We start from the raw sequence: 23,248 nt of genomic DNA on the forward strand, positions 1-23,248 counted from the left end.
CAACCAGCCAGGAAAGTGATTTTCACATTCTAGCTTTTGTCATTACTGCAATGTTGCAATCTGGGCAATACAAATCTTGCCTGGCATTTTAACAGTTAACTCTGAGGAAACCTATTTGCCCGCTGCCGTTACAGCAGTGCACAGCTGACAAATAGGTAATTTACGCTGATGAAAAATGATCAGTAGAAAATCGGTGGGGCAATGGGCCAAGTTGAGCCAATGCCCCCGCTTTTCTAGCTTTCCTTATCTGTACGAGCCTTCCACTGATAAAACACTCCGGGCATAACCAACAGTACAAACAACAGTGTCGTGAGGGTGCCGCCGACCATGGGTGCAGCAATGCGTTTCATGACATCTGCGCCGGTGCCATCGGAAACCATGACTGGAATTAATGAAATCAACAAGGTGAGGCTGGTCATTAACATTGGCCGTATACGGCCCGCTGCCGCTTGTGCGACTGCAGCGGTATTGTCTTGCTGCGGCTTATTGGTTCCAGCAGCCGATAAATAGTGCAGCATCAATAGCCCCATCTCTGCGGCAAGGCCGGCCATAGCGATCATGCCCACCCATACGGCGACGCTGAGTTTGTAGTCAAGCAGATACAGCAACCAGAAGGCCCCGACCAGTGCCATCGGCATAGCGGTAAGTACAAACAGGGTGTCAGATAGCCTGCCGCGGTGCAGGTAAAGCAAGAAACAAACTGCTAGTAAGGTCAAGGGCACCAGCCATTGCAGGCGGGACTTGGCCCGCTCCAGATATTGATACTGGCCAGCCCAGGCGATGCGCTGACCGGGCACCAAATTGACTTGGTCGGCGACCACCTGTTTTGCACGGCTCACATAGTCGGCAACACCTACATCGCCTTTCAGGTCGACAAATACTAATCCCACTAACTGCCCGTCTTCATTGCGAATCATGGGCGGGCCAGTGCGGAAGTCCATATCAGCCAGTTGGTTGAGAGGCACCTGGGAACCGTCTGAAGCGGGAACCAGGATTTGCTCCAGCTGTTCCGGGGTATCCCGGTAGTCGCGGGCATAGCGCACCAGCACGTCGTAACGTTCGCGCCCCTCGACTGTCTGGGTTGCAGCCAAGCCACCAGCAGCCGCAGCAATCACATCTTCGATATCCTGCACATTTAAACCGTGGCGGGAGGCCCGTGCGCGATCGATATCAAAGTCCAAAAAGTAGCCACCGGTGAGGCGCTCGGCAAAGACACTGCGGGTTTCATCGGCGGTGCGCTGATCGCTGCGCAGGGCTTCCTCAATAGCCAATGCGGTTTGTTCGATTTCTTCCAGGTTATCGCCAAATACCTTGATACCCAGCTGGCTGCGAATACCGGTGGCGAGCATTTCGGTACGGGTTTGGATGGGCATCCACCAGATATTCGGCATACCGGGATACTGCAGTTTCTCATCCATCTCCGCTAGCAGGTCATCCCAGGTCATGCCGGGCCGCCATGCATCCTTGGGCTTCAGGGTAATCACAGTCTCTACCATGGAGAGTGGTGCAGAGTCAGTCGCACTGTTTGAGCGGCCAATTTTACCGAACACGTGCTCAACCTCGGGGAAGGTTTTTAGCTCTTCATCCATTTGCTGCAGTACTTTGCCAGCTTCGGTCACAGACATACCGGGTAGGGCAGTGGGCATATAGAGGATGCTGCCCTCATTGAGTGGCGGCATAAATTCACCACTCAACTTACTGATGGGGTAGGCCACGGAAACCAGGGCGATTACGGCGAGGGCCGCCACCATTTTGCGCTGGCGCACACAAAAGTGGATCACCGGTTGCAGTGTAAAAACCAGGGCACGGGTGACCGGGTTTTCCTTGGTGCGGATCTTGCCACGCATCAACAGTACGGCGAGTGCTGGGATCAGGGTGATCGCTAGCAGTGCGGCAAAGGCCATGCTGTAGGTTTTGGTATAGGCGAGGGGTTTGAACAAACGGCCCTCGGTGGCTTCCAGTGCAAACACCGGCAGGAAGGAAACCGTAATAATAATCAGGGAGAAGAAGATGCTCGGCCCCACTTCCTGCATTGCCCGAACAACCAACCTTCTTCGCTCAGCAGTAGACAATGCCTTATCGCCAGAGGTTGCCAGCTTTTTATGGATGTTATCCACCATCACCACGGCGGCATCCACCATGGCCCCAATGGCTACGGCAATCCCCCCCAATGACATAATATTGGCGGTCAATCCTTGTAGGGAAAGTGGAATAAAAGCCAACAACACAGCAATGGGCAGGGTGATCACCGCGACCAAAGCAGAGCGTGCGTGCAGCAGGAAAATAGCGATTACAGCGGCGACCACTAACATCTCTTCAATCAGGGTGTTTTTAAGGTTGTCGATCGCACTGTTAATCAGCTTTGAGCGATCATAAGTCACCACCAGCTCAACGCCCTCTGGCAAGCCAGCGCGAATCTGTTCGATGCGCTCTTTAACCCTTTCAATCACCTTTAGGGCGTTTTCACCGTAGCGCATTACCACAATACCGCCGACGGTTTGCCCCTCACCATCCAGCTCGGCAATGCCGCGCTGCATGGCCGGCCCCAAGGTAATATCGGCAACCTGATCAAGGGTTACGGGAATTTTTGCCGCGTTTACCCCAATGACTACCTCTTCCAGATCAGAAACACCGCGGATATAACCGCGGCCACGGACCATATGCTCGTGGCCGGCGATCTCTAATACCCGCCCGCCAGTGTCGTTGTTACTGCGGCGAATGGCTTCGACCACTTTGCCCAGTGGAACATTAAACATCTGTAATCGATGGGGGTCGATCTGGACTTGATATTCCTTCTCATAACCACCGATAGACGCGACTTCGGCCACACCCTCCACAGAAGTGAGCCAATAGCGCAATTTAAAATCCTGTAGCGCGCGTAGCTCTTGCAGATCTTGCTTGCCGCTGCGATCCACCAGCGCATACTGAAATACCCAGCCGACTCCGGTGGCGTCTGGCCCCAGAGTGGGCTGAACATCCTCGGGGAGTTGGTCTGACACCTGGTTGAGATATTCGAGCACCCGCGAACGGGCCCAATAAATATCGGTGCCGTCTTCAAAAATGGCGTAGACAAAACTGAGCCCAAAAAAGCTCTGGCCGCGGACATATTTGACTTTGGGCAACCCCAGCATAGCGGTGGAAAGCGGATAGGTGATTTGGTCTTCCACCAGGTCTGGACTGCGGCCGGGCCAGTCTGTCATGACGATCACCTGGGCATCGGAGAGGTCCGGGATAGCATCCAGGGGAACACTGATAAGGGCCCGGTATCCCGCCAGGGCGGCAATCGCCACAAGGATCAGCGTGATCCCCGGCTTGCCAGCGCAGGCCCCAATAATACGGGCGATCAGCCCTTTGGGTTCGGTATTTACCACTGCTGTACCCCCGATTTCAGGCGACTCTCTGCCGCGATCAGGAACACGCCAGAGGTGACGATTTTGTCGCCTTCCTGCAATCCTGAGCGAATAACAATGCGCTCACTATCCCCGTATCCGGTGCGTACCTGCACTGGCTCCAGGCGGCCCTGCCCCAGATCACGGAAAACGATGCGCTTCTTGCCGGAGATCAGCACAGAATCCCTGGGAACCACTAGCAGATTCCCCAGTTTGGCACTCAGCATAATGTCTGCGAACAGCCCGGGGCGAAGCTCGCCATCGGTATTGGGCAGGGTTACGCGCAGCCGCGCACTGCGGTTACTGTGATTGAGGAATGGATCGATCTGGGTGAGGGTAGCCGGAATTTCCTCGTGGTAGACGTTGGTTAACCGCACCTTGGCCGGCATACCTTTTTCCAGCAGTGGCAGCTGGTCCTCATAGGCGTGGGCTTCTATCCAGACCTGGCTCAGATCGGCAATACGCAGCAGGTTGTCTCCCTTCTGAAAGGCCGAACCCGCGACAATATTCTTCTCAATAATCACGCCACTGGCCGGAGCGAATATCGGCACATAGTCTTGCGCTTTCTGTTGCTCTACCAGCCAATCGATTTGCTCTTCTGAAAGCCCCCAAAGCAGTAAGCGCCGGCGTGCGGCTTTTTCCAGGGAGTCGCCGCGGCGGCGCGCTTTCAGGTATTCATCCTGAACGGCCAGAAGCTCCGGGCTGTACACAGAAAACAGCACTTCACCGCGTTTAACTTCCTTGCCCTCAAAGTCGGCATCCAGGTCGCCAATCCAGCCATCGAAGCGCAGGCTGATATCCCGTAGGCGGGTCTCGTCGTAAGTCACCTGACCGTGCAGGTGAATGGGTAGGGCGAATGGCTGTCTTTCAACCGTGCCGGTTTTGATACCGATAGCCTGACGGCGACCACTTTCAACCACAATACTGCCGCTTTGCAGCTCATCATGACTGACCGGCTGTAAGTCCATACCGCAGATCGGGCAGGTGCCGGGCTGTGCAGCTCGGACAGACGGGTGCATCGCACAGGTGTAGTAAGCGGTATCGGAGGCCTCAGGTGCAGATTTCAAGCGCAAACCTTTGCGGTTGGTGCTCATATCAAAGGCCAGGTCCACGTGGCGATCGTGGCCGGTAGCCACATCTACCACCATGGGCCATGAGCCCACCATCGCGAGCTCTATCTCCCCCTGAAAAATACCTGGGCTGGTCTCGTTGATATCCGCCTGAGCGCGCATAGCTGGCATAGCACCCATCGCGGGCATTTCCGCTACTGCGCGAACTTCGGCACCGCTGACTGGACGGTTTTCTTTGTCCCTAACTTCGATGCGAATCTGGTTCTTACCAGCGCGGGGCTGCAGTGGATCTACGGTTACAGCAATCTGGAAGGGGCCGGCAGGAATAAACTCAATATGGTCGGTCACCGCTAATCCAGCTGTTTTCTTCCAATAGAAGGCAGCGCCCGCCGCCGCCAGTAAAAAAACGAAAGAAACCAGGCTCAGCGTTTTTGCGCGGCTCATAGCAGACCTCCAAAGACAGAGGGGATCAGAATTTGGGTACCGAGCTCGGTGCTGTGCGGGGTGCCAAGTTGGCTATCAAAGGCACTGCCCATTTCTTTGCTGCTACGGGCAGCAACGGCTTGTAGGGAAATCAAAGGGTTCACTCCTAGAACAATCTTTCTGAAGCCCAACAGCAGCAATGACAAAAGTTGAAAGATGCATGGTGCTGCGGGAAATTTCGCAAATCAGAGAGAAGGAGTGATCAAATACGCAGGCGTAGAGTGGCCAACCAGGTTCGATTGCCGGGGAAGGTGGAGGCTAGGTGAAAGGGGGTAACCGCCTTGAGCACCGGTGGAGCTAGTATTTGCGGCCACTGGTAAGTGGGCGGTGGTGCCAGCTGAGGAAGTTCCAGGCCAAGGAAGGCAGCGGTTAAGGCGACTTCGTGATCATCCAGGGAGGTCTTGAGAGAAACCTGGGTGTCGTATTCACAGCAGTCGACCTCATCGGGCTCTGAGCTGGTAACCATGTGGTCACAACAGCACTCCGCTGCTGGCTCAGGGCTATCCATCATTTCGCAGGCAAGCACAGTTTGCACCTGGAACATCAGCAGGAGCAGGGCCGCCATAGCAATCAGTTTGGCGCGAAATGTGGAAGAGTAGTGTTTCATTACTAGTAAATCATACACCAGAGATCGGCCACCCGACAAAGATTGCCTTCACCGCGTGACTGGCTGGTGTTCTCAAGTTTCTCCAGGCAATGAAAATATTAACGAGGCTCAGCAATTTCCCATGAGCCCTATGGTGGGAATTCCGACATCCATTTTCTCTTCGAGGCAGGCTTCCAAGCGATAATTAAGCTGTGCCCCTCTTAATAATGGGCCAAGTCACATTTAGCTATCGAAAGTGACATGAGGTTCCCCAATGCCATTCCTTCCAAATGCCGCCTTATTGTTGACTTCTTTAATGAGCATCATCTTTACTACTTCGGCTGTCGCTAGCTCTACACAAGATGCCTTACAGATATTGCATGCTACGGCGAGTGATCTCAATAAGAAAATTGATAGCGACTGGATACTGAGTAGGGAACGGAATTTGACAGCATGGCTGCGAATGAAAGCAGTTCGCCAAGCGAGTTATGACGGTGAAGACTTGTCTTTCCTCCAAAAGCACGGCCTTGAAAAAAAGAGCCCGACTTGGTATGAGGTGAATTTAAAAGAACATCCTGAGTGGATGACCGCATACCGGTTGCTAATGCCGTTATCCTCTTGGCGCATGTTGGTGAAAAACCAAACAGAGCTTTACCAACTCGGTATGAGTGTGGCTGAAGTCGAAAAACTGGGCCGTTATGTTCTTGCCAATGATATTCAGGAAATAACAATCCAGGCAGCGTTGGATTTTTTACGGGAGGAGGAGTCCACTTACGTAAGTAGATTTCTTCAAGGAGGTGAAGACTTTTCCTTAATCTATTTAGAATTTGTGGATAAGTTTTACGCGCTCTCACATGCATTGGAAACCGATTGGGCGATAGGCCTATTTAACCTGTTCGATCGTGATGGTCAAGATATTTTATTGACTTACAGTTTGTCGAAAGTTAACTCCCGGATAGGTCTGGGGAAGAGTAGTTTTAGCCTGGATGAGAAGGTTGACATATTCATGGGGTATTTTCTCTCTGGAGGATTTCATGCATCAACGAAAGAGTCATTGCAGAGACACAAAGAGAGAAGGCGAGCCGATAGAACTCAAATTAATCTGGAATTTAAACCCCCGACCGATAAAGCCGTCAATGAGTGTCGTTGCGCCCCAAAACAATGTTCGTATACCAATCATTGAATATACTCATTAATAGCGATAACGCCTTGTGTCGCTTATGTGGTCAATTCTTGATTTTGAGTGGTAGTAGCAATGGCTGTAACAAGGATCTGTATTTGTCTTGTCGTACTTCTCATTTCATTGCCTCTTGCGGCAGAAGAAAACACCCCTGCCGCTGAATCCTACGGTCCCCTTACAAAAATGACCAACTTATGGCTCCGGGGTGAAATTAGTAAAAGGCAGATTCGGGAGCTGGCGTTAAGAGGGCGCTATGTGAATAGTTCTGATAAAGATAACGCCCATGTATCTTTTTTTCTGGACGAGATGCAGATAGTTGCTCGTGGATCATCAGTGTCTGGACGCTCAGCCCAAATTAATATCCAGGTCAATGAATCTAAGTTTGATCTGGATTATGACCTTGTCTCCATGCACCTCTTAATTAATGGGCATGGCAGTGGGCTATCGAATGAGCAGAAGTTTCTTCTGATTGTAATGAGCTATCGATTGGCAGCTGAGGGTTGGAGTAAATCTTTGGGAATAGACCAAATGGAGAAGAGCCTGATCTATAACACTCTAAATTACCTCTCCGAAATGCCGACAGATTATAAGATGTGGGGGATGGCTAAGGAGATTAAATATCCTTTACATTAATAATAGAAGCGGACAAATTTTAAGTCTGCGGTGATAATCTAATCGTTATATAAATTGCCATTGATGAGATTGTGTTATCCAAGGTCTTATATGGACAGCAGAAGTGGCAATTTTTGTATTATGGTGACGCGCGCTCGACAGATTTAAATATATTTTCTATCCGATCTAAAAAAACTATTGGTCCAATCGTCCCAAAAGGAGTGTTAACCGACTAATTTTTTAAGTTGGTACGTCTGGTCAATAAAAGAATAATACTTTTAAGTGGTTCAATCTTGTGTCAAACCTACACTGGCATTAATCTGCTCTATTTTTGCTTAAAAGGATTTGCATGTCAGCCCGGATTTCACAGTTAGATTTGTTGAGAGGAATTGCCATATTGGGTATTCCTTTTATGAATATGGTTAGTTTTTCCATGCCCATGGCTGCCTATTTGAACCCTAAAGCGTATCTGGCAGATGGACCACTTAATGATCTGATTTTTATTTTCTTACATATATTTGCCGATCAAAAATTTATGGGACTTTTTGCCATGCTTTTTGGAGCGGGTATTATCCTTCTTGCGGAGAAGCGATTAAACCAGCAAAAATCTGCCGCTAAGATTCATTACAGCCGCAACTTTTGGCTACTGGTTATAGGCTTGCTCCATGCGATCTATATCTGGGAGGGCGACATACTGACAGTATATGCACTTGTTGCTATGGTGCTTTATATATTCCGTGGACTGCGTGGAAGTTGGCTCATTACGCTGGGAACTTTGAGTTTAATAGGCGCTGTACTGGTTTCAAACCATACCGGTATTGTGTTATCCGGGCTCAGTGGAGAAGCTAAATATATAGTCTCAGATATCTTCGCACCTGATACAGCACAAATTCAAAGGGACGTTGCGGCCTATACAGGTGGTTTCTGGGAGTTGGTCAATCACCGATTCGCAGCTGAAGATAGCGATGCAGATATGGAGGCGAATATTGTGATGCTATTTTTCAGTTTGTCGTTTATTTTGAAAATCGCTGCGATGATACTAATAGGTATGGGGCTCTATAAAGTTGGTATCTTACGTGGTGGGGCAAGCCCTGAGACCTATAAAAAGATGGCTGTTATCGCAACACCTATTGGTTTGATCCTTACTGTATTGGGTTTAGTTTGGAACTACAGCAATGATTGGGAGATTAACCATTACTTCTTATATGGCGATGCATTTAATCTGGTAGGGGCTACCTTCACCAGTATTGGCTATGTTGGCTTGGCCTGTCTCTGGTATCAGAGTAATAAACATCTGTGGATTAAGAATAAAATACAACAGGTTGGCCGAATGGCATTTACCAATTACCTCGCTCAGTCATTGATTGGTGTGTTTATATTTTATGGCTTTGGAATGGGGCTATATGGTGCGCTGACAAGAGTAGAAGTTGTTGGTGTTTGTATTGGTCTTGTCCTATTTCAGCTCGCTTATTCTGATTTGTGGCTGAAAGTTTTCCGTATGGGGCCTTTAGAGTGGTTTTGGCGGGCACTAACCTATCTGAAGCTTCCACCGATCTTTAGGGAGAAGTCGTTCCAGACTGCCGGTAGGGGAGCTTAATTAGTCTCATTTGAATAGTGAAAGGACACGTCAGCTAGGGCAGTGACAGGTGTTAAGGCTCAGAGAAGAAAAAGCAGCTCAAACTAATCAGATATCCAAATCGCAGAAGTAGAGGGCCGGCTACAATCAAAGATGTGCAACATCACGCAAATAGCGCCGGTTTTAACTACGGGTGCAAGCTGCTGGTGAGGTAAATCGGGCGGTGACTAAGTCTGCAAGACAATCAAGCATGTTCCTACTGTATCTCCTGGGCGGATAGCAGATCGCTGGCGGCCAGTATTTGATCGATGCAGTCGTATTCATTGTGGGCATATCCTATTCCGGACTTGGCCTTGCCATATTTGTACTGGAGCAGAGTATCAGCAGAGCATTCCCTACAGGTTTGTTGCATGCATTTTGGTATCTCTGACTTTCAAACTCTTTTCTTACCAGCTATGCGCAAATGGTGTGTGAGCGCATTGGAACGGGAGGTGTAGATGCAGGCAAGTTGGGGCTCCAGCTTCAAAGGCACTGGCACCATAAGAAATGCAACGATCCCTGCCTGTGTCTTGCGTGACCCTGGCAATTCTGAGCCATCGGATCTTGTTTCCTGCGATTTGGTCTTTCGTAACGGAACGCTGATAGAGGTTGCTCCGGCGGCCAATCTGCCAGAGGCGTCAGGCGGGCTCGACCTGGATAACGGTTTGGTCCTACCGGCACTTGTCGATCTGCATACCCATCTGGACAAAGGACATATCTGGTTTCGTATCCCCAATCCGGACGGTTCACTCATGGAGGCGCTGAAAGCATCCAGCAAAGACCGGGAAAAAAATTGGTCAGCGGAAGATGTCCGAGCGCGTATGGAGTTTGGGCTGCGGTGCGCCTATGCCCATGGTACCGCCGCCATCCGTACGCATCTGGATAGTGTGCCACCGCAAGATGAGATTACCTGGCCACTCTTTTGCCAGATTCGTAACGAATGGGCGGGCCGAGTCGAACTCCAAGGTGTATGTTTGTTCGACATCCATCGCCTTGCCGCAGACGATCAGTATTTGAGGGGCATTGCAGCAAGGGTTAAGGCTGCTGGCGGCATCTTGGGAGCAGCGATCTATATGGTGCCCGATCTGGATCTGCATCTTGAAGCGATGTTCCGCGTGGCTATGGAGCATGGGTTGGACCTCGACTTTCATGTCGATGAGACGCTCGATCCATCCAGTGTATCCTTGCGCTACATCGCGGAAACAGCGTTGCGCCTCGGTTTTCAAGGGAAAATCGTGTGCGGGCATTGTTGCGCCTTGTCGGTGCAGTCTGATGACGATGTAGCCCGTACGCTGGATCTTGTGGCGAAGGCCAGGATCGCCGTCGTGGCTCTGCCGATGAGTAATCTATATCTTCAGGACCGGGTATTGGGCCGGACCCCGCGCCGCCGGGGTGTCACGCTGTTGCATGAAATGCGTTCCCGTGGAATAGATGTTGTTGTTGCTTCGGATAATACACGGGACCCTTTTTGTGCCTACGGTGACCTCGATCTGATTGAAGTCTACGCTCAGGCAACTCGCACTCTGCATCTGGACCATCCGGTTGGAGACTGGGTTCGCTCAATAACGACCACGCCGGCAGATATAATGGGGATTTCTGCCGGCTGGATTGGGGCCGGTGAGTCGGCAGATCTGATTCTCTTTCGTGCGCGCAATTGGAATGAACTCCTTTCACGCCCAAATGGTCCACGACATGTGCTGCGCGCAGGGTGCAGCATTGACAAGGACCTGCCGGATTTCCGCGAACTGGATCATCACATGCACATGGGAGCGCAACGCCCATGACTGACATCTCCGCTTTGAAAGCGAATCTCGACGGTATCAAGGTCGAGGATGATCCACGGATAGTGAGAAAAAAGAGCCGGGATTTCTTTTGGTATTCCCCGATCCTCAAGGAGCAACTTGATGGTGTGACCGGTGATCTGCTTGTCAGCCCGAAAAATGTTGACGAGGTTATTCGCGTTCTAAAAGTGTGCTACGCCGCGGACACTCCGGTGACAGCTCGGGGGGCGGGGACCGGCAATTATGGTCAGGCCATGCCACTTTCCGGTGGCGTTGTCCTGGATTTGTCGGAAATGGATGCTGTCAAGGATATTAAACCAAGCGTTGTTGTTACCGAGCCTGGAGCCGTTATGGCGGATATCGATGCGCAGACGATATCCCGGACCGGTCATGCGCTCCGCATACATCCCTCCACCTACCGTATCGCGACCATCGGAGGATTTCTTGCAGGGGGGGCTGCGGGGGTCGGCTCGGTGAATTGGGGGGGGCTCAGGGATCTGGGTAACGTCATCCGTCTGCGGATGTTAACCATGGAGGCGGAGCCGCAGGTTCTGGAGCTGACAGGAAGCGATGTACAAAAGGCTATACACGCTTACGGTACGACAGGCATCATCACTGAGATCGAAGTACCGCTGACAGAAGCTTATGACTGGATCGATGTGCTCGTCGGGTTTGATGATTTTATAAATGCGATCCGTTTTTCTGAAGAGCTTGCCAACATGGATGGTCTTCTGACAAAAAATATCGCTACGATTGAGGTCCCGTTGCCCCATGATTATTTCTTGCGACACAAGAAATTTATCCGCAAGGAACAGTCCGTTGTTGTGCTCATGGTGGCAGCGTTTGCCATGGGGGCATTGGATGGGCTCCTGAGCCGATCGCCGGGTGCTGAGATGTTGTACCGCTCCGATAGCGCAACCGCCGAAGATATCACGCATTTACCGCCGGCTTATGAACTCACCTGGAACCACACAACCTTGCGTGGCTTAAGTGTTGATCCGTCGATTACCTATCTTCAGGTCCGTTATCCTGATGTGAACCCACTTGAGACTATCGGCAAGTTGCAGAGCATATTCGCTGAAGAGCTGCCTGGCCATCTGGAGTTTATCCGCTACAACGGGGGCCTAGTTCCCATTGGTCTACCCATTGTTCGCTTCACGGATAAAACCCGGCTTGATGAAATTATCAAACGGCATGAGGCGCTCGGGTGTACGATCTTCAATCCGCACCGCTACACCCTGGAAGAAGGGGGGATGAAGCAAATTGACCCGGTGCTGCTTGCATTCAAAAGGCAGACAGACCCCAAGGGGCTACTCAATCCGGGTAAGATGATCGCCTGGGAGCATCCAGACTACAAATTCGATAGTGATCAGGGGTTTTTGTTTCCAGGCTTGCAGCGTTCATGACCTTGTATCTTTCACCAGGGCCTGAATAGGCTGAATCGCCGGCATCAGTCTATGCCTGTATTGCCATATTTATATAGCGGTATAATTTTTGAAATCTATGGTGCACTAAGAGCTAATATCGCTAAGTTCCCAGGGACGTGACTGTTTTATTGGTTGGTAAGATGATTTATTTATTCGGGTATAAATAGGATGTGTAAATTTAGTATTATTCCTTTTCATTTTTATTGAGCCATCTAATAATCGAGATATGTTCGTCATCTCCAATTGTTGTCATACTCTGATGGTTCCTATTGTGAATCTTGACTAAGTCAATATTATCTTGGGTTAAGCCTTTGTAGTCGGAGTAAGGAGCGATTCGATCTGTATCTGAGGATATTAAAAGTATTGGAATTTTAGATGATTGGATAAGGGGGATTATATTTGTATCCTCCAGGTTAATATTATTTTTTTTCAAGACTAAACTGGCGCCTTTGCGAATATCTTGTTCCGGAATGATTTTGCTAAGTATTGGATGTGTGACTTTAGAGTGATTATATAAAGCTTGATCAAATTGGGGCATGGGAGCTAATAAAATAACTCCCTTGATATCCGTTCTCAAATTTGAGACATATATGGCGGTTAAGGCTCCCATTGAGTTTCCAACAATATAAAAATCATCTGACTTGATAACTTCTGCTTCAATGAGGTTGTTGATAAAGAGGTTGATGAGTTTACTATCATGAACCCCATATTCTTTAATCCCGCTTGATTCACCATGGCCTAGGAGATCTGGAACAACAACATGATAACCTAAAAAACGAAAATATATTGCCGAGTACAATAGGAATTCTTTGGAAACCCGAAATCCGTGGAATAATATCACGGTTCCAGAATATTTCCTTCCTAAAGAATTTCTTTTTAAATTTAGGCTGGCAATGCTTTCACTGTCATCTGCTTTAAATGTAACAGAGTACTGTAAATTTTGATCTATCAAAGGAGCTCCATGGTAATAGCTTATACAAATGTCACTCTTTGCAAAACAATATTTCTCTTTCTTAAAGCTATATTTTACAATTCGTTCAATGGTTATTATGTCATCAAATGGAAAACATTTAGAGCTTTCTATAAAGTTGGCAATCATTTGTGAACATACAGCACGTACAGGGCTTAACAGTCGGGTTGAGAATAGCACTGACAAATTAGCTATGGACTTCATTTCTATGTTTCCTTTGCTGTATCTTTAGTGCTTGACTGAAATCTACAAATTGATATCGTCTGCCTGAATAATAGGCGGCACCTTGTTAGTTCTTTTGACCCTCATCAGCCTTTCAACCCGTTTTGTGCTAAAGGCACCAGGGTATTGCTTGACTACAGATGCCAAGTTATGAATCTCAGCTAGAATTCGTTTTCGAACTATGTCGGATTCTGTAATACCGGTATAAGCTAAAGTAAGTTCGCTTGCAGATTTACGTGTTTCCCCGCTTTTGGTGAGAATCAGCTGCGCCTCCTCAACACCATCCTCTTCTCTAGCGATAGCAAGTATGTTCCTAACGCTAAAAATCGCACTACAAAGACTCACATCATCGTCCGCGCGCCCCTCAATCAGCAATGCATTTGGCTGACCACATGGGCAAGTGGCTTGCCGAATCAAATCCCCTAACCGATAGCGTATAACGGGTACTGTCCAGCCATCGCCAATACGTGTGAGTAGGGCCCCGTGATCGTTGGGTTCAATCAATTGATCCGCTAAAAGGTGGTAAGTATCCCGATCACACTCGGGCCCGTTAACAGCGATGCTGTTGGTCTCCACCGAACCGTAGTCACACCAGAAGCCGGCATTTGGAAAGGCCATACGTACCGTATTAAACTTTTTCTCGGTCCAGGGTTCCGCCATCCAAATAATTGTTTTGATGTTCAGTTTGCAATTGCCATCCAGGATGCCCTGGGCGAAGTCCGCTAATCCTGTGGGAGCTCCAGCAAGGGCATTAATCTCTATCTTGCGAAATGTCTCCAGCCAAGCGCCTGTTTCAGTGGGAGTAAAGGGCCCTACAGGTGCGATGATAGCTCTGCTTTTTTCGGCGAGAGTTTGAATAAAGTAATGGGCACCCCATAGGCGGCCGGGGTTGAAAAGGTTGAGGAGTACATCGCCAGGCCCAAGTGGTTTCCACTGTTGTAGAAGTCTCTGTGTTGCCTGATGGAAGGGCGTATAGGCCAGCTTGGGGTTTCCTGTGGTACCACCGCTGGACATTAATATAGCGCCCTTTGTTCTCGCCAAGGCTTTGGAGATTTTTAAGATTTCATTCGGCCCACTGATAGGCAGGTCTTCAATCCGGTTGGCGTTTGGGGGCACACTGAGCCCCCCCTGTACAGATATTGATCTGGCATGGTGTAACAGCTGGCTCCAATCTAAGTGTCCGATGGTCATGGGGAGCTCCGTGTTTCCATTTCTTAATTGACTTGCCGGATGGATGGCCATGGTTATGAATGCATCAGTTAGGGCTTTTGCGCTGAAATGACTGAGAAATAGCCAAGTGCTTTGTGGCTTTGCGGATTTTTAAAGCCGGCTTTAGTGAGCATTTGGTATAGCTCCTTTTCGGAATATAACCGTGAACCATGATTCATAAAAAGATGGAAGCTAAATAAGCTCGGTGTAAGCTGGCTTTCATCTAGGAGCATGTCATGAATAAAGATAAAACCCTCTTTGGGCAGTAGAGAGAAGGCCTTGCTCAGTAAGGATTCACAGATAGCTTCTTGCCAGTCGTGTAGTACATTGCTAAAACAGAGGCCGTCAAAGCCCGAGGGCCACTCAGCACTGAATAGGTCCCCCTTTGCAATGGTTATTTGCCGTGTTTTGTTAAATTTTTGTACATACTCCTTGGCAGTTTCACAGACTGGGGCAAGATCAAAGAGTAAAGCACTGCGATTTGGATACGTTTCACAAAAGGCCAGGGCGATAGTCCCTGAGCCGGCACCAGCATCAAGTAAGATATCAACCTGTTTGAAAATACCGTCTGAAGCGGCTTTAACTGCCGAGGCGAAACCCTGAGAGTGCATTAGATGAGTAAAAGCGGCTGCCGATTCATTATCAATTTCATCGTTTTGCCACATATCGGTTACTGAACGCCCCTTACACTCCAATTCATATTCCCGCTTAAGGCTGGTTATAATTTTCTTGTCCAAATGATTGATATCGTAAATAGCAAAGGGGTCCAGTAGGACTTCCCCCCAATAATATAAACTGTTCTTATCTAAATAATTTTTTGCCAGCTCAGTGTTCTCATATTGGGCCAGTTCCATTTTGATATAACCCAGGTGATTAAGAGTCAAAAGATATTGCTCAACCCCCTTGCTACTAAGTTGGAGTGCCTGAGAGATCTTGTCGCTAGTGTTGTAGCCCTTGTCTATCAGACCGTAAATATCAAGTTGAGCGGCAACCTTCAGACAAGCAAAGGTGTAGTTGCCCATCAGGCGATCCCACAAGGGGGTGTCTGAGGAGGTGGGCGCCTTTATATACATACTCTATCTCACTATTGTCTTTATAAATATCTTCAACACGAAGGGTTAAAATCTAATATGTGTAGAAGTGACTTAAATATTGATTTGTCGCTTAACTTCTATTTTTGTCACCTAATTGAACTCTAAGGCTTGCTTGTCTTTTCGCTATTTAGTTTGGGGATATTTATTTGCTGTTTTGCTTTTAAAGTAATAGTAGATCTCCAGTAAAGCACTAGAATGTCGCGATTTTGTACCAGTATAGGGCTGTGTGGAATAGTTATGATTAGAGATTTTTTGCAGGAGATCAAAAAAAAATTCAGGGATGATCAAGTTGTATCTGAGCAGGATGAAATAGCAAAGCATATTGAAAATGTTACATCGTATAACGTAGATGTTCCGTTAATCTTATATCCTGAGTCTGCTGAGGAAGTTCGACAGATAGTCTTAAATGCAAATAAATTTAAAGTTTGTATACAGCCTTTTAGTACCGGAAAGTCCTGGGGTTTTGGTTCAAAATTATCAACGCAGGGTGATCTAATACTTGTTGATCTTCATCGAATGAATAAGATTATCGAAGTAAATGAAGAGTTTGGCTATGCAGTTATTGAGCCGGGAGTGACACAGTTTCAACTTTTCAATTACCTCAACGAGGCTGGCTCAAAGTATTTTTCAGACACAACAGGTTCTGCAAAGGATACAAGTATAGTAGGCAACGCTCTAGACAAAGGGGTGGGGTACAATATGGAGCGATATAAGCAACTTCTTAATCTGGAGGTTGTTCTAGGGGATGGGAGAATATTTAAGACGGGATTTGGGCATTATGCAAGCTGTAAAGCAACTAATACCTTTCCGGAAGGAATAGGGCCATCATATCTTCGGATTTTTTTGCAATCAAATTTTGGGGTTGTAACTCGTGCAACAATTGAGTTGAGGAGAAGACCTGAAAAAAAGTGCATGTTTTTGACGGTTTTAAAGGATGAAAATTACCTGGGTGATGCAATCAATGCCCTCAAAGGAATTAAACAACTTGGGTTGGTTAATTCTATTACTCATTACTATGAAAATGTCCGGGTTAAAAATGGTCTGGCTCCTGTAATGTATCAAGATCTTAAGGGGCAGGGTGTTGATATAGATCGCGAGAGTTTGATGGGATTTCTGAATCGATACTCATTTGGTGCAGGTGTAATATTTTCGAATATCAGTGGTACCAAATACCAGATAAAAGCAGCAAAAAAAGAGTTGAAGAGATTGAGTCCTTGGGGTATGACTTTTTATGTAACGGATAGGTTGATTAACTTAGGATTGTATGCTTCCAAGCTTGTCGGCTGGAAAAAAATGAACTCTTTTATTCATTGTAATGCAGGCTTTTATCGTATGGCATTGGGTGAGCCAAGTGATCGACCTATTATGAGCATTTATTGGCCGGCTCAAACGGAACTTCCTGAAGGATGGGAGAATCCGGATCACACTGACATTGGTATGCATTTCATTCTTCCAACAGTGCCCATGAATGTTGAATATGTTCAGCAGGCAAACTCAATTGTTCGCAAAGTAAATACACATTACAGTAAGGCTCAAGCAAGTTATGCATTTGGCCTTGTTGATGACAAGACAACGCATTTCAGTATATCAACGCACTTTATACGTACCGATAAAGTAGCGCGAGAGGAATCTCGATCCTTGGCAAAGGAGCTTAATGAAGAATTCATCAAGGCCGGCTTCCATCCTAACCGTCTGTTTGTTGATTTTATGGATCTTGTAGTTGATCCTGACGATATTTTTTGGCAGGTCACAAGGGATATTAAGAAGGTTTTCGATCCAAATGGCGTCATTGCACCTGGTCACTACAATTTAACTTGACACAATTTTGGTAAATGTTAGTGAAAGTTTTTTAGTTCTTATTATGGCTGTTGAAATTTTCATTTTATAAAATTTTAACTTCCCCCTTTGGTTTGAGAGTGTAAGAGTTATTTAAATGTTTACTGAGAAAAGATATCGGCAGTATATTAGTGATTTTAACTCTACTTTCACTGGAGGAGTCAGCTTGGATGATTTCTTTGGTAAGTATTACGAAAAGAGTGCAACTTTTGAGTATGTTCCTCAAGCTCGTAAAAATATTGGGCGCGACCAAATTCTGGCCTTCTGGGAGGGCGTTGCTAAAAAAATGCAGGAGGTGATTCTAAGTCATACTCATTTCTTGGCGGATGAAAAAACGGTAGCTTCTGAAGCGCCGATAGATTTCCTCTGTAAAGAGGATCTTGAGTGGAATGGCATAACTTATAATGCCGGCTCAAAATTCAGGCTTATGATGTGTGCTTTTTATGATGTAAGTCCAAGCAACAAGTTTTCGTATGTTAGAGTATATTCGATATATAATCCGGGTTATAAGCCTGATGAGTAAAATTTGTTTGCTCGCAATTGCTCAGCTAGGATCCTAGTTCGATGTTAAATGGTTTGTTTAGGCCCAACATGTGGGCCATAGCTTTTGAATTCTTCAAGAGTCAGTCAATAGTAACCACAACTTTGCCCATAGCTTTACCGCTTCTCAGCCTTGCGTGAGCTTTGCCAATCTCTTTAAAGTCAAATGATGATTCGTCGAGTACGGGTTTGACATCACCCTTTTCTACAATAGATTTAAGGGCTTTTAAAATGGTCCCATGGTCTTTGCGCCCTTGATTATGAATCATAGGGATCAACATAAAAACGACATGCAAAGAAAGGCCTTTAAGGTGGGCCGTTGTTAAGTCAAGTTCAACCATGGCGACAGTTGATATCACCTGCCCATTGAGTGTGGCTGCTTCGAATGATTTTGCCATGTTAACGCCACCCACAGAATCGAATACGATATCAAAGCCTTTGCCATCTGTATGTTCTTTGACGTATTCCTCGACCGATTCTTTTTTGTAGTTGATTGGCGTTCCACCGAGCTTTTTGATTAGAGCCATTTGAGGCTCTCCGGCGCCTGTTGAAAAGACCTCGGTGCCAAAGTGACGGGCTAATTGCAAGGCAATATGCCCAACGCCTCCCGAACCACCATGAACAAGGACTTTCTGACCCGCTTTAATACCGGCACGTTTTAGCCCTTCATACGCGGTAATACCAACCAGTGGTAAAGCAGCTGCTTCTCGCATGGTTGTATTTGTGGGCTTTAATGCGATCAGATTGGCATCCGCAATCATATATTCCGCCAGGGTGCCCGGCAAATCTGCTAAACCACCGGCACAACCATAGACTTCATCGCCAACCTTATAGTCACTGACACCTTCACCAACCTCTTCAATCGTACCAGCGAAATCCATGCCTAAGATGGCGGGAAGAGGTGGAGAGAAGGGCAGTTCCGTGCCCATTTCTCGGATCATCGTATCGACGGTGTTAACGCTGGTTGCTGCAACCTTTACCAGTACATGCCCAGCCTTAATTGTTGGCTTTGCTACATCGGCTTCTTCAAATACATCTGGACCGCCAAAGGCATTTACTATCATTGCTTTCATTTTTAATTCTCAAATATCAGGGGTAATAATGGTAGTTAATCAGGATTTTGGACTGATTATCAGGGCGAATTATTAATAGTCAGCCCTTAGAATAGAGAGACTCTATTTTTCTATTGGAAAGAGAAAACTTTCAAAGGGTTAATTGATGTTCTGTACTTGCATGACCAGTTCACTCCAATTGCGTTGATTTTCAATATCGTGCTCTAATCCCTGCTCATCAGCGATCGAAAACCGCTTTAGTGCAGGTGTTTTACTGGTCGCTTGATATAACCAGTAGGCTTCAGCCTTCAATGCTTCATCTATCGGCTTGTCGATGGACTCATATACGGCCTGCTTACAGGCATTGATAGATTCAGCAGGAAATTGAGAGATTCTCTTTGCTAGTGAATCTACATATTCACCGATTTCATCAGGGTCCAGTGCTTTGTTAATTGTGCCTAGCCTCTCCGCCTCATCCGCATCGAAGTCTTGAGCACTTAGAATGATCTCTAATGCTCTCCCTAACCCGGTCTGGCGAGCCATCCGAGATGCGCCACCACCGCAGGGCAGTATTCCCATACCAACTTCCATTTGCATAAACTTAAATTTGCCACGTGCGGCAAAGCGCATATCCATTGCCAGCGCCAACTCGTGGCCGCCGCCTCGAGCAAAGCCTTCCAGTTTGGCAATGGTTGCCTGTGGAACTTTACTAATTCGCTCACAAACCGCTTGTAAATCGAGTAACTTAACTTCATCTCGGGATATTGCCTCATCAGACATATCCTTTAAGAGCTCGGTGTCATAGTGGCAGACCCAAATTTCAGGGTTTGCCGATTGAAAAACTACCACTTTGGTATTGCGATCCCGTTCCAGGCGCATAGCTAAACTGTTAAGGTCCGCCAGCATTTCTTGCCCCTGGACATTCACTGGCCCAAAATCAAATGTGACCGTTAAAATGCCTTCCTTTTGAGCGGTTGAGAATGTAGTAAAGCCTTCATACTTCATCATTATGTCCTTTTAGAGGGGGAAGGTATTGATTGTTTAAGTTACAGGTTATGCTTTAGGGGATTTGAGCCCCTAACTCATTAGCAACGCTTTCAATTTCTAAAATAAGCAATTCATTCTTTGCCTCATCAAGAGCATCGGGGTGTGGCTGAGACCAATTGCCCAGGTCGTTATCAAAGTACTTGCCGGTAGCACTGGAGAATTCATCATTAAGAGCTGCTCGAACCAATACATCAGCACCAATACCTATATCTCTCCCAAGCGAGCCATAAGCCTCTTTCACCATTTTGCTGCCCAAGAATGATGCGGGGTTAATGGCAATGAATGCTGGGGCTTCATTGCCAAGGGATTTGGATAATTGGAATGTCCACATCGTAATAGCCAATTTACTCTGGGCATAAGCATCACTATCAGAGAGGAGTTGCTCACCTTTAAGCGCTTCCAGATTCACAGGCGCCTGGGCGGCAGAGGATAGATTGATGACACGGCCACTACTATTGAACAGAGTTAAAAGGTGCTTGGTTAATATATATGGTGCAATAGTATTTACGATAAAACGAATATCGTACCCTGAGTCTGTAACTGGATTGGGTATTTTAAGTACACCAGCATTGTTTATTAGTACGTCAATATTTGAATAGTGACTTTTAACTTTTACTGCCAGTGCCTCAACTTCAGATAGGTTAGTGAGGTCTGCCAGAAAAGTGTCTATTGTGGTTTCAGGGTAATCTTGTGAGATGCTTTTCTTTACCTGTGCCAATTTAGACTTGCTTCTGCCATGCAACAGTAAAGTATGGCCTTTTGACGCTAATAGCTTTGCCGTTTCCAGTCCAATACCATCTGTTGCGCCTGTTAGTAAAATTGTCTTCGTCATTAATTATTCCTATCCTTTCAACTCTGGAAGAATATTTGTAGCAATCTGTTGAAGTGTTTCTTGTACGTCTCGTTTATTAAAGCGTAGATTAAGCGTAATATGATTAATGCCAATTGCCGCTCTTGACTTCAAATACGCAGCTAATTGATTGATGCCGATGCGAAACCCCAAATGTATTGGTTGTGGCGGACAATCAGGGTCGTCAATAACATCAATATACAGTGGCTCCATAACTGGCTTGGCAGGGACCCCTTCTTCGCAGATGTTTTTTCTTAGTTGTTTAATAAAATGCTTCTGCTCTGTAAGGGGCCTGGGATATGTAATCCATCCGTCGCCATTGCTCGCTAGCCAATCTGGGGTCTGCTGGGAGGATCCTGTTATTAGTAACGGTAATTGTTGGCCATAAGGCTTTGGCAAAAGGTCCACTTCGCCAGATACTGCCCCAAGGCGATTCTCAAAATGAGGGTAGGGGGCTGTTATTTTTCGAATGTATTCGTAACTCTCACGAAAAATCGCCCCCCTCTCCTTATAAGGAATATTCATCGTTGGATACTCTTCAGGGCGATCGCCGCTGGCAATGCCAAGGATAAGTCGCCCTCCGGAGAGTTGATCAACCGAGGCAGCTGCTTTTGCAACGTGTGCCGGGTGACGTAATGGCAAAATTAGGCTCGCTACGCCGAGGCTAATCTTTGAAGTAGCACCTGCAAGTAACCCAAGGTAGACGAAAGGGTCAAACACTTGCCCGGCATCACCAAATGAAGGCACATTGAACGGCACGTCTCTTAGCCAAACGGCGCTAAAACCTAGCTCCTCAGCGAGTTGAACTCTCTCAATATGATCTGCCATAGTTGGCACAGAGGTTGCCGAGTAGTTTTCAATAGGGACGACTAGGCCTATAGAAAGTCGTCCAGGTTTAAATACGCTATTGAAGCCAGTATTGATTTCGGGAAACCAAGCATTTCTATCTCTTTGGCCAGAAGTCACTAAACATCCCCTTCAACATAGTTGACATAGCGGGTTATGGTTGTTGGCATTGCCATGTCCTTTGCACAATTGGGATCAGTCGGTCATATCCCATAAATGTTCTTAAGAGAAAAAAATCCATCTATTGATCTCTTCTAATCGCGAACGAACTTCCTGTTATTGCTTAGCTACAAGACCATTTGAAGGCAACTACTCAACAACTGGGTAAAGCCTAATTCATTGGTTATTCCGAATAAATGAGGTATAAATGGATTCAGAATTCTGATTTTGGATATAGTTTGTGGATACGAACGGAATAAGGCTTTTTGTGCTGGCTGCTGACCTGCTCAATATCAGTTCCGCAGGGCGTCAGCTTGGATTGGCTCCATCAGTAGCCAGTGCGCGCCTGTCAAAGCTTGAGGTTCAATTAGGGGCGGATCTATTCCATAGATCCACTCGGAAGGTCACCTTATCGACAGAAGGAGCCGAATTCCTTCCCTATGCTAGAGAGATCCTTGCCCAAGAAGATGCTGCCTTGGCAGCTTTGGGTAAAGGCAGTTCAAATGTGAGTGGAACGCTAAGATTTGCGGCTTCAAGCACATTTGTACAGCGCTTTGTAGCACCAATACTGCCTGAATTTCTTGAGCGATATCCCGGTGTGGATGTGGAGCTTAAGCTATCTGATACACAAGTTAACCTAATCGAGGGAGGCTTTGACTTAGCCCTACGCAACTATGCCGTAGAAGATAGTAGTCTTATTGGACGTAAACTTGCAGAAGACAAGAGAATCCTGTGCGCTTCCCCCAGCTACTTAAAGAAATACGGTGCTCCAAATACGCCTGAAGATCTCATTCGGCACCAGCTTTTGGTGTTTATGAATTCAAAGCCCAGAAAGCTGATATCTGAAAGTGATAAACAAGCTGGATCATTTCCTCCACCGACAGGCAAGTCTCGAGTAATTTGTGATGATGGCGCCAGCATGCGTATAGCCGCCAAAGCCGGGGTTGGGGTTTGTATGAGTTCGTTATGGAATATTTATTCTGAATTAGAAGAGGGTACACTAGTTCGGGTACTTCCGGATTACAGAATTGATGACCAGGCAGCGATTTGGCTTGTTTACCCTAAATCTAATGTACTCACTTCAAAAGTCAGGGTGTTTATTGATTTCCTTGTTGAAAAGATTGGTATTTCAGCCACCTGGGCAAACCTGAAATCCCAATAAAGTAGCCCTCACGTTATCCAGTCGTTCTGTAACTGGAGAGATAAATTGTATAGAAAATTGAGGCTGGAACTGTAAATTTCACACTGTAAATAAGTGGAAAGTTCTAGTAGAGATGTAA

Annotated in this window: 20 protein-coding genes; 8 read left to right on the plus strand and 12 right to left on the minus strand. The window is 47.0% G+C overall.

Going from position 1 to position 23,248, the window contains the following annotated elements; all coding sequences use genetic code 11:
• Positions 1 to 233: 233 nt before the first annotated feature.
• The 4 genes from ACJJIT_RS08770 to ACJJIT_RS08785 form a co-directional block, all read right to left on the minus strand.
• Positions 234 to 3,371, minus strand: a complete 3,138-nt coding sequence (locus ACJJIT_RS08770) for an efflux RND transporter permease subunit (protein WP_444900682.1) — start codon at positions 3,369 to 3,371, stop codon at positions 234 to 236.
• A complete protein-coding gene (locus ACJJIT_RS08775) occupies positions 3,365 to 4,903 on the minus strand; it encodes an efflux RND transporter periplasmic adaptor subunit (RefSeq protein WP_444900683.1) in 1,539 nt (512 codons plus the stop codon). Before ACJJIT_RS08775 ends, ACJJIT_RS08770 begins: the two co-directional genes overlap by 7 nt.
• Positions 4,900 to 5,037 carry a hypothetical protein gene (locus ACJJIT_RS08780; protein ID WP_444900684.1) on the minus strand — a complete coding sequence of 46 codons (138 nt, stop codon included), beginning with the start codon at positions 5,035 to 5,037 and terminating at the stop codon, positions 4,900 to 4,902. The genes ACJJIT_RS08775 and ACJJIT_RS08780 overlap by 4 nt, the downstream gene beginning before the upstream one ends.
• Before the next feature lie 107 nt (positions 5,038 to 5,144).
• The gene (locus ACJJIT_RS08785; RefSeq protein WP_444886268.1) at positions 5,145 to 5,549 is read right to left on the minus strand and encodes a hypothetical protein; all 405 of its coding nucleotides are present in this window, start codon (positions 5,547 to 5,549) and stop codon (positions 5,145 to 5,147) included.
• Between the two features lie 253 nt (positions 5,550 to 5,802).
• On the opposite strand from ACJJIT_RS08785, the gene ACJJIT_RS08790 reads away from it, so the two are divergent.
• The 3 genes from ACJJIT_RS08790 to ACJJIT_RS08800 all read left to right on the plus strand — a co-directional run bounded on the left by ACJJIT_RS08790 (position 5,803) and on the right by ACJJIT_RS08800 (position 8,917).
• Positions 5,803 to 6,711, plus strand: coding sequence for a hypothetical protein (locus tag ACJJIT_RS08790; RefSeq protein ID WP_444900685.1), 909 nt, complete (start codon positions 5,803 to 5,805; stop codon positions 6,709 to 6,711).
• Between the two features lie 72 nt (positions 6,712 to 6,783).
• Positions 6,784 to 7,341: a hypothetical protein gene (locus ACJJIT_RS08795; protein ID WP_444900686.1), complete on the plus strand. Its 558-nt coding sequence runs from the start codon at positions 6,784 to 6,786 to the stop codon at positions 7,339 to 7,341.
• A gap of 328 nt (positions 7,342 to 7,669) precedes the next feature.
• Positions 7,670 to 8,917, plus strand: a complete 1,248-nt coding sequence (locus ACJJIT_RS08800; RefSeq protein WP_444900687.1) for a DUF418 domain-containing protein — start codon at positions 7,670 to 7,672, stop codon at positions 8,915 to 8,917.
• Positions 8,918 to 9,152: 235 nt separating this feature from the next.
• Here the strand turns inward: ACJJIT_RS08800 and ACJJIT_RS08805 are convergent, their stop codons facing one another.
• Positions 9,153 to 9,308, minus strand: a complete 156-nt coding sequence (locus tag ACJJIT_RS08805; RefSeq protein WP_444900688.1) for a hypothetical protein — start codon at positions 9,306 to 9,308, stop codon at positions 9,153 to 9,155.
• Positions 9,309 to 9,393: 85 nt separating this feature from the next.
• On the opposite strand from ACJJIT_RS08805, the gene ACJJIT_RS08810 reads away from it, so the two are divergent.
• Complete coding sequence (locus ACJJIT_RS08810; protein ID WP_444900689.1) at positions 9,394 to 10,719, plus strand: cytosine deaminase; 1,326 nt, start codon at positions 9,394 to 9,396, stop codon at positions 10,717 to 10,719.
• Positions 10,716 to 12,122, plus strand: coding sequence for an FAD-binding oxidoreductase (locus ACJJIT_RS08815; RefSeq protein ID WP_444900690.1), 1,407 nt, complete (start codon positions 10,716 to 10,718; stop codon positions 12,120 to 12,122). Before ACJJIT_RS08810 ends, ACJJIT_RS08815 begins: the two co-directional genes overlap by 4 nt.
• Before the next feature lie 205 nt (positions 12,123 to 12,327).
• Here ACJJIT_RS08815 and ACJJIT_RS08820 read toward each other — a convergent pair whose 3' ends face one another.
• From ACJJIT_RS08820 to ACJJIT_RS08830, 3 genes are all read right to left on the minus strand, one after another.
• Entirely contained in the window at positions 12,328 to 13,317 is a 990-nt protein-coding gene (locus ACJJIT_RS08820) for an alpha/beta hydrolase (protein ID WP_444900691.1), read from the minus strand.
• Between the two features lie 42 nt (positions 13,318 to 13,359).
• The gene (locus ACJJIT_RS08825; RefSeq protein WP_444900692.1) at positions 13,360 to 14,526 is read right to left on the minus strand and encodes an AMP-binding protein; all 1,167 of its coding nucleotides are present in this window, start codon (positions 14,524 to 14,526) and stop codon (positions 13,360 to 13,362) included.
• Between the two features lie 68 nt (positions 14,527 to 14,594).
• Positions 14,595 to 15,617 (minus strand): methyltransferase, encoded by a 1,023-nt coding sequence (locus ACJJIT_RS08830; protein ID WP_444900693.1) that lies wholly within the window; start codon positions 15,615 to 15,617, stop codon positions 14,595 to 14,597.
• A gap of 258 nt (positions 15,618 to 15,875) precedes the next feature.
• Between ACJJIT_RS08830 and ACJJIT_RS08835 the strand changes: the two genes are divergently transcribed.
• Both ACJJIT_RS08835 and ACJJIT_RS08840 read left to right on the plus strand, forming a co-directional pair.
• Positions 15,876 to 17,456, plus strand: a complete 1,581-nt coding sequence (locus ACJJIT_RS08835) for an FAD-binding oxidoreductase (protein ID WP_444900694.1) — start codon at positions 15,876 to 15,878, stop codon at positions 17,454 to 17,456.
• Between the two features lie 115 nt (positions 17,457 to 17,571).
• Positions 17,572 to 17,997 (plus strand): hypothetical protein, encoded by a 426-nt coding sequence (locus ACJJIT_RS08840; RefSeq protein ID WP_444900695.1) that lies wholly within the window; start codon positions 17,572 to 17,574, stop codon positions 17,995 to 17,997.
• Positions 17,998 to 18,097: 100 nt separating this feature from the next.
• Here the strand turns inward: ACJJIT_RS08840 and ACJJIT_RS08845 are convergent, their stop codons facing one another.
• The 4 genes from ACJJIT_RS08845 to ACJJIT_RS08860 all read right to left on the minus strand — a co-directional run bounded on the left by ACJJIT_RS08845 (position 18,098) and on the right by ACJJIT_RS08860 (position 21,929).
• Entirely contained in the window at positions 18,098 to 19,087 is a 990-nt protein-coding gene (locus ACJJIT_RS08845) for a zinc-dependent alcohol dehydrogenase family protein (protein ID WP_444900696.1), read from the minus strand.
• A gap of 138 nt (positions 19,088 to 19,225) precedes the next feature.
• Positions 19,226 to 20,071: an enoyl-CoA hydratase/isomerase family protein gene (locus tag ACJJIT_RS08850; protein WP_444900697.1), complete on the minus strand. Its 846-nt coding sequence runs from the start codon at positions 20,069 to 20,071 to the stop codon at positions 19,226 to 19,228.
• A gap of 55 nt (positions 20,072 to 20,126) precedes the next feature.
• Positions 20,127 to 20,945, minus strand: coding sequence for an SDR family NAD(P)-dependent oxidoreductase (locus ACJJIT_RS08855; protein WP_444900698.1), 819 nt, complete (start codon positions 20,943 to 20,945; stop codon positions 20,127 to 20,129).
• A gap of 9 nt (positions 20,946 to 20,954) precedes the next feature.
• Complete coding sequence (locus ACJJIT_RS08860; RefSeq protein ID WP_444900699.1) at positions 20,955 to 21,929, minus strand: LLM class oxidoreductase; 975 nt, start codon at positions 21,927 to 21,929, stop codon at positions 20,955 to 20,957.
• Positions 21,930 to 22,209: 280 nt separating this feature from the next.
• Here ACJJIT_RS08860 and ACJJIT_RS08865 point away from each other — a divergent pair, with 280 nt between their 5' ends.
• Complete coding sequence (locus ACJJIT_RS08865; protein ID WP_444900700.1) at positions 22,210 to 23,130, plus strand: LysR family transcriptional regulator; 921 nt, start codon at positions 22,210 to 22,212, stop codon at positions 23,128 to 23,130.
• Positions 23,131 to 23,248 lie beyond the last annotated feature (118 nt).

It is taken from the genome of Microbulbifer mixtoriginis (SeqCode), from assembly GCF_052467515.1.